Source organism: Streptomyces sp. NPDC019396 (assembly GCF_040632375.1).
GTDB lineage: Bacteria > Actinomycetota > Actinomycetes > Streptomycetales > Streptomycetaceae > Streptomyces.
The window spans coordinates 1-16,425 of record NZ_JBEYBS010000047.1; the positions used below are offsets into that span (position 1 = coordinate 1).

The window sequence follows — 16,425 nt, forward strand, 5'->3', positions numbered from 1 at the left end:
CCGCCCACGATGCGGCGCGCCGTCGCCCCGCCCGTTCAGCGCGCACCGGACCCGGGCGGGCACACGCCGCCGCCGGCCCCGCCCGCGGTGCAGCGGGCCGCGACGGCACCTCGCGTGCCGCCTTCGGCCTCCGCCACGGCGCAGCGCCGTGCGGCCGGGCCACCGCCGCCTCCCACCAAGGGCGCGGGCGACGGCGCCCCGCCTCCGCACGGGCCCGCCGACTTCGACGCACGTGCGCTGACCGGCGCCCAGATCGACGAGCTGACCCACCGGCTCATCGGGCCGTTGACGCGCCTGCTGCGCACCGAACTCAGGCTCGACCGCGAGCGCATCGGAAGGCTCCGCGACCCACGCCACTGACCCGCAGACCGACACTCCCGACCGACCCGGCACCACCCCAGAAAGGCCCACCCGATGCCCAGCGAACGCGACCCGGGCTCCAGCATCTTCTTCACCCTGACCATCGACGGCGAGAGCCTCGGCCGCTTCAACGGGTGCGAGGGGCTCTCCTCGACGGTGGAGATCGAGCAGCACCAGGAGGGCGGCAACAACGGGTTCGTCTGGCAGCTCCCGTCCCGGGTGACCTTCTCCACCATCCGGCTGACCAGGCCGCTGACTTCGGAGACCTCCAAGGTCGCGGCGTGGATCTCCTCCGTGACCACGGGCGTCACCCGGCCCACCGCCCAGATCGCCGCCCTGCGCGCCGACGGCTCCGAGGTGGCCCGCTGGGGCCTCATCGACGTGCTGCCGGTCAGCTGGCAGGGCCCGTCCCTCGACCCGGCCAGCCCCCAGGTGGCCACGGAGGTCCTGGAGATCACCCACCACGGGTTCACGGACTGAGTCGACGGGGACCGGACGGACTGAGGAGAACGGGTAGTACACATGCCAAGCAAGGGCGCCAAGGGCGGCGCGGGCCGGAGTCTGGTCCGCGCCACGCTCGCCATCCATGAACCGCCGATCGGGCACAGCACCACACCCGGCGGGTTGATCAAGAACTTCGCTTTCGACTTCAACCCGGCGCAGCTCGCGCTGAGCCGCCGCGCACGGTGGAAGACCACCCCCACGGCGGCGGTACGCGCCGGCGCGCTGCCCGAGTTCATGGGGCCCGAGCCCCGGGAGATGACCCTGGAGGTGTTCCTCGACTCCTCCGACGAGCCGAGCGGCAACTCGGTGCTGAAGAAGGTGGAGGCGCTCTTCTCCTGCTGCGAGGTCACCTCGAAGAGCATCGCCGCCAAGCAGCCGTCCACACCGTGGGTGGTGTTCCAGTGGGGTGCCTTCTCCACCGCCCGCTTCACGGCCTACGTCTCCTCGGTGGACGCCACCTACACCCTGTTCGGCACCACCGGCGTGCCGATCAGGGCCACCTGCCAGGTGCATCTCCACGAGATCCCCAGCCGCACCAAGGGACAGAACCCCACCTCCGGCGCGCTCACGGCACGCCGCGTCCACCGGGTCGTCGCCGGTGACTCGCTGGAGTCGCTGGCCTGGCGGGAGTACGGCGACGCGGCCGGCTGGCGGGCGATCGCCGAGGCCAACGGCATCGACGACCCCTCGCGGCTGCGGACCGGAGTGGAACTGGTGCTTCCCGCGGCGGAAGAAGTGGGGGCCTTCTGATGGTGCAGGCGTCCTTCTCCAACGTCATCCACGTCACCGTCGACGGCGCCAAACTCCCCGACGAGTACGCGAACGCCCTCGTCGGCGCCTGGGTCGACCTCGGCGCCGGCGTGCCCGGGGCGTTCCGGATCACCTTCCGGGACCCGCACGGACTGCTGCTCGGCAAGCTTGGTGTGGACTTCGGCAGCAAGGTGGTCCTGGCCCCCGTGTCGTCCGGCCAGGGCGCCGGGACGCCCCTGCTGACGGGCGAGGTCACCGCCATGGAGACCGACTACGACGGCACCGGCACGTTCACCGTCGTACGCGGCTACGACCAGGGCCACCGCCTGATGCGGCAGCGCAGGATCGCCGCGTACCGCAACCAGACCGCGTCCGACATCGCCCGCAAGCTGGCGGGGATGAGCGGTATCCCCGTCGGCCGGGTCCAGTCCACGAAGACGGTCTACGAGTTCATCAGCCAGGCCAACGTCACGGACTGGGACTTCCTCGCCAGGCTCGCCGACGAGAACGAGATGGTGATGTCCCTGGACGGCAAGGGCAAGTTCCGGTTCGCCGCCCAGGACCCCGCCTCCGGCGCCCCCCCGACCAGCATGGACGGCGAGAAGAGCCCGTTCGTCCTGCACGCCGGTCAGGACGTGCTGCGCTGCCGCGCCGCGGTCACCGCGGCCGACCAGGTCGGCACGGTCGAGTCCAGGGGCTGGGACGTCACGACGAAGAAGAAGCTCACCGCCACGGCGCCCGGCACTGCCAACCTCGGTATCTCCATCGGCACTTCGCCCCGAAAGGCAGGGGCCCGCTTCGGGACCGCCAAGCTGGTCGGCACCGACACCCCCTACGATCGCCAGTCCGAAGTGGGCTCCGCGGCCCGCTCCCTCGCCGACGACATCACCTCCTCTTTCGCGGAGCTGGAGGTCACCGTCCGCGGAAACCCCCGGCTGCGCCCAGGGGTGCCGGTGACACTCCGGGACGTGGGCGCCCCGTTCGAGGGCAAGTACACGGCCACCTCCGTGCGGCATGTCTTCGGCAACGGAGGCGAGTACACCACCTGGGTGACGGTCAGCGGCCGCCAGTGGCGCTCCCTGTACGGCCTCACCTCCGGCGGGGGCGGGTCCGCCGCGCCGAGGCTGCCGAGCGTGGCCAACGCGCTGGTCACCGACGTGCAGGACCCGCTGAAGCAGGGCAGGGTGAAGCTCCAGTTCCCCTGGCTCGACGACGCGTACGTCAGCGACTGGACCCGCACCGTCCAGCTCGGCGGCAAGGGCGGCGGGGGAGTGTTCCCGATGGATGTCGGGGACGAGGTGCTGGTGGCCTTCGACCGGGGGGCGCTGGACCACCCGTTCGTCATCGGGGGTCTCTACAACGGCCGGGACACGCCGACCGCCGTCAAGGACGTGCCGCTGCACGACGGGCTGCGCAAGCAGGCGATCCGGCACACCCTGTCCGACCGGCAGGGCAACCGGGTGGACCTGCTCAGCCAGCAGACCGGCGCCCGCAGGCAGGGCGTGCGGATCGCCACCGGCGACGACCGGCTCACCGTCCAGCTCGACCGCACCAAGACCGAGATCACCGTGGACAGCAGGGGTTCCGTCACCATCAAGGGTGGCCGTGAGGTGTCGGTGGAGGCCGGTACGGACCTCACCCTGAGCGCGCGCCGTTCCCTGACCATCAAGAGCGGCGGGCCCCTTCGTATCGAGGGCCGCGGCCTCGTCAACCTCAAGTCGCTCACCGGCGCGGTCAATCTGAACGCGTTGGGCGCCATCGACCTCAAGGCCACGGGCAGTGCGACGATCGGCGCCGCGAGCGTCCAGATCAACGCGATCGCCAACGCGGGCGTCCGAGCCGTGAGCATCCCGCTCATGGGCCTGGTGACCGCCAACGGAAAGCCGGTGATCTGATGTCCGAGCAGTTCGTCGGCTCCGGCTGGGCCTTCCCGATGAGGATCGGACCCACCGGCGCCATCGCCCTGGTCAGCGGGGAGCGGGAGATCGAGGAGGCGATCCGGCTCGTGCTGGCCACCGCGCCGGGGGAGCGGCCCATGCGCCCCGAATACGGCTGCGCCATCCACGACTTGGTGTTCGCCCCGGTCAACGAGGCCACCGCGGGCCGTATCCAGCACGAGGTGTACGCGAGCCTCGACCGCTGGGAGCCCCGTATCGAGGTCAACGACGTCGAGGTGACCGCGGGCGCCGAGCAGGGCGTGCTGTACATCGACGTGCGCTACTCGATCCGCGGCACCAACAACCCGCGCAGCCTCGTCTTCCCCTTCTACGTCATTCCCGAACACGACGAGCCCGGCCCGGGTGACTCCGGCGATCTCCAGGAAAGCGACCGCTGATGGCCCTGCCCTCCCCGAACCTCGACGACCGCCGCTTCCAGCAGTTCGTCGACGACGCCAAGCGCTACATCCAGCAGCGCGCCCCCGAGTGGACCGACCACAACGTGTCGGACCCCGGCGTCACCCTCGTGGAAGCGGTCGCCCACATGGCCGACCAGATCGTGTACCGGCTCAACCGCGTACCCGAGAAGAACCACCTGGCCTTCCTGGACCTCGTCGGGATCACGTTGTTCCCGCCCGTGGCCGCCCGCACCGGCGTCACCTTCTGGCTCTCCGCCCCGCAGGAGGAGCCCATCGTCCTGCCGACCGGTACCGAGGTCGCCACGCCCCGCACCGAGAGCGAAGACGCCGTCGTCTTCGCGACCGAGCGCGGACTCACCGTCCCGCCCTGCGAGTTGACGCACGTGGTCGTGCAGCACAGCGGCGCCGCCGTCACCGACCGCACCGACGACCTCGCCGAGGGCAAGGACGTGTCGTGCTTCGCCGACGCCCCGCGCTCCGGTGACTGCATGCTGCTCGGTCTGAGCGCAGCCGTACCGCACTGCGCGGTGGCACTGGAACTCGACAGCCGCGTCGACGGCGTGGGCGTCGACCCGCGCCAACCGCCCCTGGTGTGGGAGGCGTGGACCGAGGACGGCTGGGCGCAGTGCGAGGTCGACCGGGACGGTACCGGCGGTCTCAACCGGCCGGGCGAGATCGTGCTCCACATCCCCGGCGGACACGCCGTATCCCGCACCGGCGGCCGCCAGGCCGGCTGGCTGCGCTGCCGGGTCACCGAGCCGCTGCCCGGCCAGCCCTTCTACACCCTCTCCCCCACCATCCGGTCCGCTGTGGCGTTCACCATCGGCGGCACCACGGTCGCCGTACACGCCGACACGGTGTACGACGAGGCCCTCGGCGAATCCACCGGGCTGCCGGGCCAGCGGCTGCGGCTGGCCAACGCGCCCGTGGTCGGCGACGATCCGCCGCTGCTCCTCCAGACGGCCGGGCACGACGGCTGGACCGACTGGGCGGTCGTCCCGCACTTCGCCACCTCGGGACCGCAGGACCGGCACATCACCCTGGACGCCGCGACCGGCGAGATCGCCTTCGGGCCCGCCGTACGGGAACCCGACGGCACCCTGCGGCAGTACGGGACCACCCCGCCCAAGGGCGCGGTGATCCGGGCCCGTCGCTACCGCACCGGCGGCGGCAGGGCCGGGAACGTGGCGCGGGGCGCCGTCCGGGTGCTGCGCAGCTCCATCCCGTATGTGGCGGAGGTCGTCAACCGGGAGGCAGCCCGTGGCGGAGTCGACGGTGAGACCGTGGAAGAGGCCAAGGTCCGCGCGCCCATCTCCCTCCGTGCCCAGGAGCGGGCCGTCACCCTGCGGGACTACGAGGAACTGGCCCGCCGAGCCGCCCCCGAGACGGCCCGAATCACCTGCATCGAAGGCGACGAGGGCGAGCACGGGGCGTACGCCGTCCGAGTGCTGGTCGTGCCCCAGGCGGTGCCCGACCCCGGTGGCCGGCTGAGGTTCGAGCAACTCGTCCCCGGAAAGGCGTTGCTGGACCGGATCACCCGTCATCTGGACGAGCGGCGGCTGATCGGGACCCGGCTGGCGGTCGGACCGCCCTTCTACCAGGGCGTCACCGTCGTCGCCACCGTGCACGCATTCCGCGGCGTCGACACCGACCGTGTGCGCCGCGAGGTCCACGACGCGCTGTACCGGCACATCGATCCGCTCACCGGTGGCGCCGACGGCAAGGGCTGGCCGTTCGGACGTCCGGTCCAGTCCGGTGAGGTCTTCGCCGTGCTCCAGCGAGTGCCCGGTGTCGAGCTCGTGGACGAGGTACAGCTCCACCCGGCCGACCCGCTGACCGGGAAGCGGGGCGACGCGACGGACCGTATCGACCTCGAGGCCCCGTCCCTGGTGTTCTCCTTCGACCACCGGGTCCGTGTGATCGGCGACGCCTCATGAGGGGATCCGTCGACGGGCTGGGGTCATCGTCCCCGATCGGAGCCACGCTCCCGGCCGTCTTCGCCGATGACGACCTGGCGCAGCGCTTCGTCGCGGGCCTGGACGAGGTCATCGCGCCGATCCTCAACGTCCTGGACTGTCTGGACACCTACTTCACCCCGGCGCTCGCCCCGGTCGACTTCACCCAGTGGCTCGGCGGCTGGGTCGGCGCGGAGACCGACGGCACCGAGCCGGAGGACCGACTGCGCACCGCCGTCGCCGCCGCCGCGCGTCTGCACCGCGTACGCGGCACCCGTCGCGGCCTGGCCGAAGCGGTCCGCCTGGCCTTCGGTGTGGAACCGGAGATCAGCGAGAGCGGAGCCGCCGAATGGAACGCCCGCCCCCTCGGCCCGGTCCCCGGCGAACGCCGTCCCCGGCTGCATGTCGTGCTGCGGCTGCCCGACCCGACCCCGGCGGACGCACACCGGCTCGACAGCCTCGTGGCGGCGGCCCGCCCCGCCCATATGCCTTACACGGTCCAGGTGACCGCCGCCGATTCCGAGAGGACTTCCGAGAGATGACCCGTCAGACCCCCGGCACCGCTACCGGGAGTGCAGGCGCCACCCACTGCGCCGAGTGCGGAACCAGGGCGGAACCAGGCCAGTCCTTCTGCGACTCGTGTGGGGAGGTGCTCCGCTGGACGGACAGCGCGGAGCCGGAAGGGAGCGGCTCCGCACGACCCGGTACGGCCGCCGGACCGGCGCCGGAAGCGGGTCCGGGCGCCCCGGAGAGTCCGGGTGGCACCGATCGGCCCGTCGCCGCCACGGGAGAGGACACCGCCCCCCTCGCCTCTGGGCCGGCCGCGGCTTCCGAGCCCGGACCCACCGCGGCCTCGAGTCCCGCCCCCGCCCCCGGTCCCGCCGCCCCTGACAGCGCTCCCGGTCCTGAAGCCGATCCCGACGACACCGTCGCGCGGGCCAGGTCCCTGGTCGTGCCAGTCGGGGATCCCGAACCCCGTGCGTCGGCACGGCCGTCCGTGGCCCCCGTACTCCCCGGCCGCCCGGACGCGGACCGCCCGCAGGTGCGCGCCCCGGGTCAGCAGCCCGCCGCCGAAGGCGGCGTGCCCTGCTCCGTGTGTGCCACCCCCAACCGGCCGGACCGCCACTTCTGCGTCCGGTGCGCCACGCCGACGTCCGCAGCCGCCGGCGCCCCCGACCCGCGGCGCCGCCCCTGGTGGCGCCGCCTGCTGGACTTCCGTAACCGGGAGGCCCCGTGGGCCGGTGACCGCCCACGCCTGCGCAGGAGCTTCGAACGTGTCCTGAGGGTGGTCGTCGGCCTGCTGGTGCTGTCCGCACTGGTCTTCGCCGGCCTCCACACCGGTGAGGCCGTCGACGTGGTCCGCGATCACTTCGCCAAGCGCGCCCCGGTCTCACCGGACACCGTCGCCGCTTCGCAGTCGTATGCGGGCCAGGCTCCGGAGCTCGTCGTCGACAAGCTCAACAACACGTGGTGGGGCCCGGGGATCAACGGCTCCGGCGAAGGGGAATGGTTCGAGGCCCGCTTCGAGAAGCCCACCCGGCTGCTGGACCTGGTCATCACACCCGGTGTCTCCATTCGCCCGGATCAGCTCTCGCAGTCGGCCCTGCCCCACCGCGTCGACGCGGTGATCACCGACGCCAAGGGCAGGAAGTTCACGCGCTCGCTCACCCTCGACCAGGGCGCCGGGCCACAGCGCATCCCCTTCCGGGTCGGTGAGGTCACCGCCGTCCGGTTCATCGTGCGCTCGGCCTACGGTGCCTCGGCCAACAAGCAGGTCGCCCTCGCCGAGATCGAGTTCTTCGGTGCGTCGAACAGTGGGAGGAGCACCGGCTGACCGCTCGCGCTCCCGGGAACGTGGGCCCCGGGGCGGTCGGCGAGGCGCCGACTGCCCCGGGGACTGTGTGCTCTGTGATCCGAGCCCCGGGCCGCGCCGCGGTCAGAGCCGCACCGGCAGCGCGACCAGCCCCCTGGCGCGGATCGAGGGACGCCAGCGCAGCTCGTCGCGAGGCACGTCCAACTTCAGTGCGGGGAAGCGGCGAAGCAGTGTGCTCACGGCGATCCGCGTCTCCAGCCGGGCCAGCGGGGCGCCCACGCAGTAGTGGATGCCGTGCCCGAGCGCGAGGTGGCCGGGGTCGCGTCGGTTCAGGTCGAGGCTGCCGGGGTCGGGGAACCGCACCGGGTCGCGGTTGGCCGAGGCCAGCGACAGCATGACCGTCTCCCCGGCCGGGATCGTCACCCCGTCGAGCTCGACGTCCTGCACGGGGAAGCGGCGGATGGCGAGGGCAGCCGGTCCGTCGTACCGGGCGAACTCCTCCACGGCGTCCTCGATCACCGAGGGATCATCCCGTAGCGCCACCAGCTGCTCGGGGTGGTCCAGCAGCGCCAGCACGGCGGTGCCGATGAGCTGCACCGTGTTCTCGTAGCCGGCGACGAGGATGAGAAACGCGAGCGAGGTCAGCTCGTCCTCGGTGAGCGCGTCCCCGTCGTCGCGCACGTCGACCAGGTCGCTCAGCAGGTCGTCACCCGGACTGCGGCGCTTGTCGGCGATCAGCTGGGGGAAGTACGCGAGCATGGCGCCCACGGCCCGCCTCGCCGCGCCGGGGTCCTCCGGATCCGGGGCGACCAGGGCGTCGGTCCAGGCCCGGAAGTCCGGGCGGGAGTCGTGCGGCACGCCCAGCAGGTCGCAGATGACGGTGATCGGCAGCGGAGCGGCGTACTCCGGCACGAGGTCGGCGCGCATCCGGCCGGCCATGGCGTCGCAGAGCTGGTCGGCCAGGGCCTCGATCCCCGGGCGCATCCCCTCCACACGACCAGGTGTGAAGGCCTTGCTGACCAGACGCCTGATCCGGGTGTGGTCCGGCGGGTCCATGTTCAGCAGGTTGGCATCGAGTGCCGGAGGCAGTGAGAAGCCCCGGTAGTTGCCGGGAGTCCGGTGCGCCTTGTCCAGGGACAGCCGTGGGTCGGCCAGCAACCGCCGCACGTCCTCATAGCGGCTGACGACCCATATGGGCAAGCCGTCGGGCCCGGTGATCCGGTGTGCCGGACCGGCTTCCCGGAGCCGGGTGTACGCCGCGTGGGGGTCGGCGATGAGTGCGGGCAGATCAGGGATGACGGTATCCATGATCGACAGCCTAGACACGGGCAAACGAGCGACGCACGGCACCAGTTGATCACGACGAGACGCCTTTGATGCAGCGGCGTGGGCCGAGCGGCTCGGACCTGCCCGGAGTAGCAGGGGCTCCGCCGACCGGCGACGCGCGCTGCCGGAGTCGATCGGGCGGTCACGCTCCGCCGAGGGCGCCTGAAAGCCGGATGCCCCGCCTCCGTAGAGTGTGGAGCCATGCCGGCCGAATCCCCCCTGATACAGAGCATGCGTACGGCCGTCACGGCCGCGCCCGATGATGTGCCGCTGCGGCTGCACCTGGCCGAACTGCTGCTGGACGCAGGGCACATGGAGTCCGCGGTGGCGGAGGTCGCCGTGACGCTCCAGCACGCGCCCGGTGATGCCAGGGCCCGCGAGTTGATGGCACGGGCCATGGGGGCTCCGGCGCCCGTGACCGGCGCCCCCACGGTTCCTGGAACGTCCCCGGCCGGCACCCCCGGATCCCGTGCCGGTTTCGACTGGAGGGCCGCCGAGGACCAGGTCGGCGACGTCGTGCCACCCCGGTTCGTGGAGGCGCCGCTCACCGTGGACGGCGAGGGCGATCCAGGGGATGCCGCTGCCTGGGACGTGGAGCGGCCCGGCACCCTCCGCCTCGCCGACGTGGGAGGCATGCAGGAGGTGAAGGAGCGGCTGGAGGCCGCCTTCCTGGCCCCGCTGCGCAATCCGGAGCTGCGCCGGCTCTACGGTAAGAGCCTGCGCGGCGGTCTGCTGCTGTACGGGCCGCCCGGCTGCGGCAAGACCTTCATCGCACGGGCCGTAGCCGGTGAACTCGGTGCGGGATTCCTGTCCGTCTCGGTGAACGACGTGCTCGACATGTGGATCGGCAACTCCGAGCGCAACATGCACGAGATCTTCCGGACCGCCCGCCGCCAGGCACCGTGTGTGGTGTTCCTGGACGAGCTGGACGCGCTCGGCGGCAAGCGCAGCCGCACCCAGAGCAACGGTATGCGCACCACCGTCAACCAGCTGCTGACCGAGCTGGACGGCATCGAAGCGGCCGCGAACGAAGGTGTGTTCGTGCTCGCGGCCACCAACGTGCCGTGGGACGTGGACATCGCCCTGCGCCGCCCCGGCCGGCTGGACCGCACCCTGCTGGTGCTGCCGCCCGACGGCCCGGCCCGTGAGGCGGTCCTCCGCTACCACCTGCGTGACAAGCCCGTCGAGAACGTCGACCTGCGCAGACTCGTCAAGGTCACCGACGGCCTGTCAGGCGCCGATCTTGCCCATGTGTGCGAGGCGGCGGCGGAGTACGCGCTGCTGGATTCGGCCCGCACCGGCACCGTACGCATGATCGGGATGAACGACCTGTCCGCCGCGGTGAGGCAGGTCGTGCCCTCCACCGAACCGTGGTTCGCCGCCGCCCGCAATGTGGCGATGTACGCGAACGAGGGCGGGATGTACGACGACCTGGTCGCCTACCTGAAGAAGAAGCGGAAACTGTGACCACACCTCATCCCGCCGTCGAGCGGGCACAGGCCCTGATCGACTTCGATCGCTACGACCAGGCCCGGGATCTGCTCGCGCGGCATCTCGCCGAGGAGCCCGGCGACGTCCGCGCCTGGGTCAAGATGGGCTACTGCCATCTGAACACCCAGCAGGCGCAGCAGGCTCGGGACGCGGCCGCCGAGGCCCTGGCGCTGGACCCCGAGGACTACGGCGCGCTCATCCTGCGTGCGGAGGCACTGACCAGGGGACCCGGCAGCTCGTGGCGCGACGCCGAGCCCGTCCTGCGTGAAGCGGTCCGGGTCAACCCCCACCACTGGTACGGCCATGCGATGCTCGCCGACGCCGTATGGCGCATGGCGATGGTCCGTTACGCCGAGGCCAGCGGCACCAGAGAGGTCGGGCACGACGAGTTCGAGCTTGTCACCCGCGGAGCGGCCGGTATCGCCGCGGAAGCGCTGCGGCTCGGCCCCGATGAGGTCTACGCCCACGAAGTCGCCAAGCTCATCGCCGAGTTCTCGGGGCACGCAGTCGTGGCCGACCAGCACGAGCGTGCCATTCTCCGGGCCGACCCCGCCCACACCGAGGCCCTGGTCAGCCAGACCAGGAAGGCTGCCGGAGCTCCGGGCGTCAAGGCCGCCCGGGCCGCCGACCTGTACGCCGCCGGGCTCGCTTCCGCGCCGGACTCCGCCGAGTTGCAGCGCGGCCTGGACGAGGCCACGTACCGCATGCTGCGCGGCATGCGGTGGCTCGCGCTGCTCTGTGTCGGCCTCGCCGGAGCCATGCTGGACCTGTGGGTCGCCGATGGCGAGGTGCCGCGGGAGCTGCCGGTCCCACTCGGTCAGCGGCTCTGGTACCTCGTCCCGACGAGCGTCATCTGGGCCCTGGGCGCCCTGCTGCGCTACCGGCGGCGGCGTGCGGGGGTCCGGCTCAACGTCCGGTCCCTGATGGGCCGGTTCCGGTGGGCCCGCATCGCGGTGGCGCAGGCGGCCTGGGCCATGCTGTGCGCCTTGCTGATCACGCAGGTCCCGTGGTCGGAGAGGACGTTGCCGCAGGTGTTGTTCTGGGCCGGTCTCGCGCCCACCTTGGCGACCATGTGGTTCGACCGGCCGAGAACGACGTAGCCCTACGGGCGCCAGTCCGCCTGCATGTCGTGGGAGGCGGTCTTGGTGAGCTGCGTCAGTCCGGTGCCGTCGGACTTCACCAGGTAGAGGTGCTCGGGGTCCGCTTCATCGGTACCGCCCCTTGTGAAGACCAGACGGCTGCCGTCCGGGGACCATGAGGGGCTCTTGTCGTTCCGGCGGGCCGAGGTGATGCGATGCAGTCCGGTGCCGTCGGGACGGATGACATAGAGGCGGGCGAAGCCCGAGGAGTCCACTCGGCTGAAGGCGATCCGGTTGCCGTGCGACCAGTCGGGCGTCCAGTCGTGGGAGCCGGACGCGGTGACCGCGGTCTGGGTCAGGGTGGACAGCCGGATCCGCATCACCCTGCTGTTTCCGGCCGCGTCCGCGCGGTTGAACGCCAGGTACTTGCCGCTCGGGGACCACGTGGGATGAAGGTCGTCCGCCGTGTTGTGGGTGAGGCGGGTGGCCGGGGTGCCGTCGATGTCGGCCACGTAGATCTCGCGCTGGGTGCCGACCGGCTTGGCGTAGGCGATCCGCTCGCCGTCCGGGGACCAGGCGGGGTCGGAGGCGCCCTTGGTGCCGGGGACGACCTTGAGGTCGCCGCCCGTGGACTTCATGGTCCAGATTCCGTCGATCGCGCCACCGGACCCGTAGCGGACGAAGGCCACCCGCTTGCCGTCCGGGGACCAGGTGGGCATCACATCGCTGACGGTGGAGGTGTGGGTGAGCTTGACGGGCGTGCCGCCGCTGGAGGAGATCGCGTAGAGGTCCTCGATGGACGCCGTCGCGGTGTAGCGGGCGAAGACGATGGGGTGGTCCGTCGCTGCCCCCGCGTCTCCTGCTGCGCTGAAGGTCAGCGGCACGGCCATGGCGAGTGCCGCAGCGGTCACCGCCGTCGGACGGCGCCGCGATGTGCCGTGCCCGTTGGCTCTCCGGGCCTTGCCCCCGGTTCTGCCGTTGCCGGTGTGCTGCTGTCTGCGTGTCATGGTGTCCCCCCAGATCTCCCCGCGTCCTGCCTCGGGCCGCTTCGTCCCGTGAACATCCCACTCGCCTGGCATCGGGGGAAGCGGCGTTGCCCGGCGGTGCGAGCCCTGTGACATGTTCCGTACATCGCTGTCACATGCGCTGCGGTGGGGGAGCGGGGCGCGCGATTCGGGCGCGCCCCGCTCCGCTGGGGCGGGATTCAGCCCCGGAGGAAGCCCACCAGCAGGGATGAGACCTCCTGGGGCCGTTCCAGACTCGGCAGATGACCGCCCCAAGGCAGGCGCACCAACCGGGCTCCGGTGATCTGGTCGGCCAGGTCCCGGGCCACGTCGGTGAAGTACTTCATGTCGTGTTCGCCCGTCACGATCAGCGTCCGCGCCGAAACGGACGACAGCTCGAATTCCGCCTCGACCGGATCGAACTCCTCCTCGGCGGCGAGCTGTACCTCATACGCGTGCCGCTGCATCGCACGCACCTGGTCGCGGGTGCCCTCGTCCGCGTCGGGCCCCAGCCAGGTGCGGACGTTGAGCTCCACGGCTCCGTGCAGGTCGTCCGCATCGACCAGGGACTCCTCCTGCTCGTCGAAGGCGTCCAGTTCGTCGGTGGACGGATGGAAGGGGGAACCGGCCGACAGGAGGATGAGCGCGCTGAGCCGTTCCGGCCATCGTGCCGCGAACTCCAGGGCGACCCGGCCGCCATAGGACGAGCCCACGACTGCCGCTTTCTCGATACCCAGTTGGTCGAGCAGTTCCCGTACGTCCACCGCGTCGTTGCCCGGTTGCTGCGCCACGGGCGACTCGCCGTGTCCGCGGAAGTCGCAGCGCACCACCTGGTAGCCCGCGTCGATCAGGTCCTGCCACTGCGGGTCCCACATGCGCCGGTCGCATACCGAGGAGTGCAGGAGGACGACCGCGTCGCCCGTACCCGCGGTGTCATGGGAAAGGGTCATGTGTACGTCTGTTCCTCACTATTGACGTGGAGCGCATCGACCGGCCGGTCATGGCACCGTATCCAGCCGTGGGCGTCGGCCGTGCGGCCTCGGTGGAGATCGGTGAGTGTGGTCCTCAGTTCGATGGTCACCGGGCCCGGCTGCCCAGCACCGACGAGCCACTCCCCGTCCGCGTCCCGCACATGGCCGACCGGGGTGACCAGCGCCGCTGTGCCGCAGGCGAACGTCTCGCTGATGACGCCCTCCTCGCACTCCTTGCGCCACTGCTCGACCGAGATCCGCTCCTCCGTGACGGCATGGCCACGCTCCCCGGCGAGCGTCAGCAGCGAGTCGCGGGTGACACCCGGAAGGAGCGTGCCGGTGAGCGAGGGAGTCACCACGGTGGCGCCCGGCCCGGCGCCGCGGACGAAGAAGAGGTTCATGCCCCCCATTTCCTCCACCCAGCGGTTCTCCACCGCGTCCAGCCACACCACCTGCTGGCAGCCCGCGTCCGCCGCCGCCCGCTGGGCGAGAAACGCCCCCGCGTAGTTGCCGGCGCACTTGGCCTGCCCGGTGCCGCCCGGAGCGGCCCGCGAGTACTCCCGGCTGATCAGCACCGACACCGGATCCGGCCGGTTCGAGAAGAAGCCTCCCGTCACGAATCCCATGAGCAGGAAGGTGTACGCGCGGGCGGGCCGCAGTGCCAGGGACGCCTCGGTCGCGAACATCAGCGGGCGCAGATACAGGCTCACCTCCTCGTCGGCCGACAGCACTCCGCCGTCCACGCCGACGAACGCGTCCACCGCCTGGATGAAGAGCTCATCGGGCAGCTCCGGCATGGCCAGGCGCCGCGCCGACTGCTGGAACCGGCGCGCGTGTGCGTCGGGCCGGAACGTGCCGAGCGTGCCGTCCTGCCGGCGGTAGGTCTTCAGTCCCTCGAACACCACCTGCCCGTAGTGCAGCCCCGCCATCGCCGGGCTGATCCGGAGATCGCCGAACGGCATTACCTGCGGAGTGTCCGTCCAGCCGGCCTCGGCGGTCCAGGTCAACATCACCATGTGGTCGGTGAACTGCTCACCGAACGCAGGTCTCCTCGTCACCTGACGACTCCTTTCCGTCTGTGGGTACTGCGTCAGACCAGGGGCGCGAAGAAGAAGGTGTCGCGCGTGCGGAACGCTCCGTCGGCGCTGAACGTGAAGAAGTCCGCGAAGCGCAGCGACACCTCCCGGCCGTCGTGCAACGTCCCCTCGAACGTCCCGTGCACCGCCGCACCGTCCTCCCGCACCAGCGCGGCCGACAGGGCGTGGCGGCCCTCCTTGATGACACGGTCCTCCCGGTAGAAGCGCTCCAGCGCCTCCCTGCCGACCAGGGGTTCGTACCCCGGGCGGCGATAGACGGCCTCCGGGGCGAAGAGCTCCACGAGCCCGGGCACGTCGCCCGCGTCCACCAGCTCGTAGTAGTGGCGAATGCGCTTTTCCCTGTCCACGATCAGCCTCCTGGGTGTACGTGCCGGTACGGGGTGGGTCGACGCGGCTCGGCTCAGTCGTGGGACGCCGGCCGGAGTGCGGCATCGCGGGCCGCGCGGGTGACCTCGTCGAGCTGCTTGGTGAGATAGAAATGGCCGCCCGGGAAGCGGGTGGCGGTGAAGCGTTCCGTTGTGAGTTCGCCCCACGCACCGAGCAGCGAGTCGGTCGTCGACGGGTCCTCGGTACCGCCCAGGGCCGTCACCGGCACCGGAAGCGGGGGCCGGCCGACGAACCGGTACGTCTCGCACAGTTCGTAGTCCGCCCGGAGCACCGGAAGCAGCAGCTTCAAGAGCTCCGGGTGCTCCAGCACCTCACCCGCCGTCCCCTGCAACGCCTCGACGTGCTGAGCCAGCCGGTCGTCCGGAAGCCGGTGGACCACGCCGTACACGCTGGGCCGGGGCAGCTGCGGCCCCCCGTACCCCGAGACGACGAGATGGACGGGCGGGCGGCCCACCGTCACCAGCTCGTGCGTCAGCTCGTAGGCGAGCAGCGCGCCCATGCTGTGCCCGAACAGGGCGAACGGCTTGCCACCCGCGCGCTCCACCAGCGGTTCGACCAGGTCCTTCGCGATGACGGCCGCCGAAGTGACCGTCGGTTCGGCGAACCGGGCCTCGCGGCCCGGCAACTGCACGGGCACCACCTCGACATCCGGGCCGACCTTCGCCTGCCACTCCCGGTACGCCGAGGCTCCTGCGCCGGCGTGCGGCAAGCAGAACAGCCTCGCCACCGCGTCCTGTGCCGTGGTCTCCGCCGCGAACCAGCGGCCGGTCTTGGACTTCACGTGTCTCCTCGTTCCATGGTGCTGGAGCCGGGCCGTCTCCTTGGCCGGGCCGGCCGTGGTCGCGGTCACTCCTCGTGAGCCAGCCGCTCCGCGATCTCCTCGTCCGACAGGTCACCGATCTCCGCCAGCAACTGCTCCAGCTCGGCCACGTCGGGAGTGGCCGCCTGCTCGGACTCGGCCCGCGTGATCACACCGGCGAGATCCCGCATGCCCGGGTTCTCGAACAGCGCCCGTAGGGGGAGTTCGATGCGGAATTGTTCGCGGATGCGGGCCATGAGTTGGGTGGCGAGGAGTGAGTGGCCGCCGAGTTGGAAGAAGTCGTCTTCCAGGCCGGCCCGCTCCACGCCCAGCACTTCGGCGAAGAGCAGGGCAAGCAGATGCTCCTGGACGGTGCTGGGGGCCACGTATTCCGTGCGGTCGGCGAAGACCGGGGCTGGGAGGGCTGCGCGGTCGATTTTGCCGTTGGGGGTGAGGGGGAGGGTGTCGAGGAGGGTGATGGCTGAGGGGATCATGGCGTCGGGTAGTGCGGTGGTGGCTGCTGTGCGCACGGT

General features: G+C 71.4%; 16 protein-coding genes and 1 pseudogene. 10 read left to right on the top strand and 7 right to left on the bottom strand.

The features are described 5' to 3' along the window. The 8 genes and pseudogenes from ABZ532_RS30185 to ABZ532_RS30220 form a co-directional block, all read left to right on the top strand. Nucleotides 1-360 (top strand): annotated as a pseudogene (locus ABZ532_RS30185) (extensin); the annotation flags it as partial. A gap of 54 nt (nt 361-414) precedes the next feature. Then, complete coding sequence (locus ABZ532_RS30190) at nt 415-840, top strand: phage tail protein (protein ID WP_361290796.1); 426 nt, start codon at nt 415-417, stop codon at nt 838-840. Nucleotides 841-882: 42 nt separating this feature from the next. Continuing rightward, nucleotides 883-1,614 carry a LysM peptidoglycan-binding domain-containing protein gene (locus tag ABZ532_RS30195; protein ID WP_361290799.1) on the top strand — a complete coding sequence of 244 codons (732 nt, stop codon included), beginning with the start codon at nt 883-885 and terminating at the stop codon, nt 1,612-1,614. Further along, a complete protein-coding gene (locus ABZ532_RS30200; protein WP_361290802.1) occupies nt 1,614-3,509 on the top strand; it encodes a VgrG-related protein in 1,896 nt (631 codons plus the stop codon). The genes ABZ532_RS30195 and ABZ532_RS30200 overlap by 1 nt, the downstream gene beginning before the upstream one ends. Then, nucleotides 3,509-3,949, top strand: a complete 441-nt coding sequence (locus ABZ532_RS30205; RefSeq protein WP_361290805.1) for a GPW/gp25 family protein — start codon at nt 3,509-3,511, stop codon at nt 3,947-3,949. Before ABZ532_RS30200 ends, ABZ532_RS30205 begins: the two co-directional genes overlap by 1 nt. After that, nucleotides 3,949-5,907, top strand: coding sequence for a putative baseplate assembly protein (locus ABZ532_RS30210; RefSeq protein WP_361290808.1), 1,959 nt, complete (start codon nt 3,949-3,951; stop codon nt 5,905-5,907). The genes ABZ532_RS30205 and ABZ532_RS30210 overlap by 1 nt, the downstream gene beginning before the upstream one ends. Further along, complete coding sequence (locus ABZ532_RS30215) at nt 5,904-6,467, top strand: phage tail protein (RefSeq protein ID WP_361290811.1); 564 nt, start codon at nt 5,904-5,906, stop codon at nt 6,465-6,467. Before ABZ532_RS30210 ends, ABZ532_RS30215 begins: the two co-directional genes overlap by 4 nt. Continuing rightward, a complete protein-coding gene (locus ABZ532_RS30220) occupies nt 6,464-7,759 on the top strand; it encodes a zinc ribbon domain-containing protein (RefSeq protein WP_361290814.1) in 1,296 nt (431 codons plus the stop codon). Before ABZ532_RS30215 ends, ABZ532_RS30220 begins: the two co-directional genes overlap by 4 nt. A gap of 102 nt (nt 7,760-7,861) precedes the next feature. On the opposite strand, the gene ABZ532_RS30225 is transcribed toward ABZ532_RS30220, so the two are convergent. After that, nucleotides 7,862-9,046, bottom strand: coding sequence for a cytochrome P450 (locus ABZ532_RS30225; RefSeq protein ID WP_361290817.1), 1,185 nt, complete (start codon nt 9,044-9,046; stop codon nt 7,862-7,864). A gap of 219 nt (nt 9,047-9,265) precedes the next feature. On the opposite strand from ABZ532_RS30225, the gene ABZ532_RS30230 reads away from it, so the two are divergent. Then, complete coding sequence (locus tag ABZ532_RS30230; protein WP_361290820.1) at nt 9,266-10,531, top strand: ATP-binding protein; 1,266 nt, start codon at nt 9,266-9,268, stop codon at nt 10,529-10,531. Next, entirely contained in the window at nt 10,528-11,655 is a 1,128-nt protein-coding gene (locus tag ABZ532_RS30235; RefSeq protein ID WP_361290823.1) for a tetratricopeptide repeat protein, read from the top strand. Before ABZ532_RS30230 ends, ABZ532_RS30235 begins: the two co-directional genes overlap by 4 nt. A gap of 2 nt (nt 11,656-11,657) precedes the next feature. Here the strand turns inward: ABZ532_RS30235 and ABZ532_RS30240 are convergent, their stop codons facing one another. From ABZ532_RS30240 to ABZ532_RS30265, 6 genes are all read right to left on the bottom strand, one after another. After that, nucleotides 11,658-12,641: a hypothetical protein gene (locus ABZ532_RS30240; protein WP_361290826.1), complete on the bottom strand. Its 984-nt coding sequence runs from the start codon at nt 12,639-12,641 to the stop codon at nt 11,658-11,660. Nucleotides 12,642-12,838: 197 nt separating this feature from the next. Beyond that, nucleotides 12,839-13,588, bottom strand: coding sequence for an alpha/beta hydrolase (locus ABZ532_RS30245; protein WP_361290829.1), 750 nt, complete (start codon nt 13,586-13,588; stop codon nt 12,839-12,841). Further along, nucleotides 13,585-14,703, bottom strand: coding sequence for a branched-chain amino acid aminotransferase (locus ABZ532_RS30250; protein ID WP_361290841.1), 1,119 nt, complete (start codon nt 14,701-14,703; stop codon nt 13,585-13,587). Before ABZ532_RS30250 ends, ABZ532_RS30245 begins: the two co-directional genes overlap by 4 nt. After that, nucleotides 14,700-15,053: a nuclear transport factor 2 family protein gene (locus tag ABZ532_RS30255; RefSeq protein ID WP_361290832.1), complete on the bottom strand. Its 354-nt coding sequence runs from the start codon at nt 15,051-15,053 to the stop codon at nt 14,700-14,702. Before ABZ532_RS30255 ends, ABZ532_RS30250 begins: the two co-directional genes overlap by 4 nt. A gap of 53 nt (nt 15,054-15,106) precedes the next feature. After that, nucleotides 15,107-15,874, bottom strand: a complete 768-nt coding sequence (locus ABZ532_RS30260; protein ID WP_361290835.1) for an alpha/beta fold hydrolase — start codon at nt 15,872-15,874, stop codon at nt 15,107-15,109. A gap of 65 nt (nt 15,875-15,939) precedes the next feature. Then, the coding region (locus ABZ532_RS30265) for a phosphopantetheine-binding protein (protein WP_361290838.1) at nt 15,940-16,425 on the bottom strand (486 nt) is incomplete at its 5' end.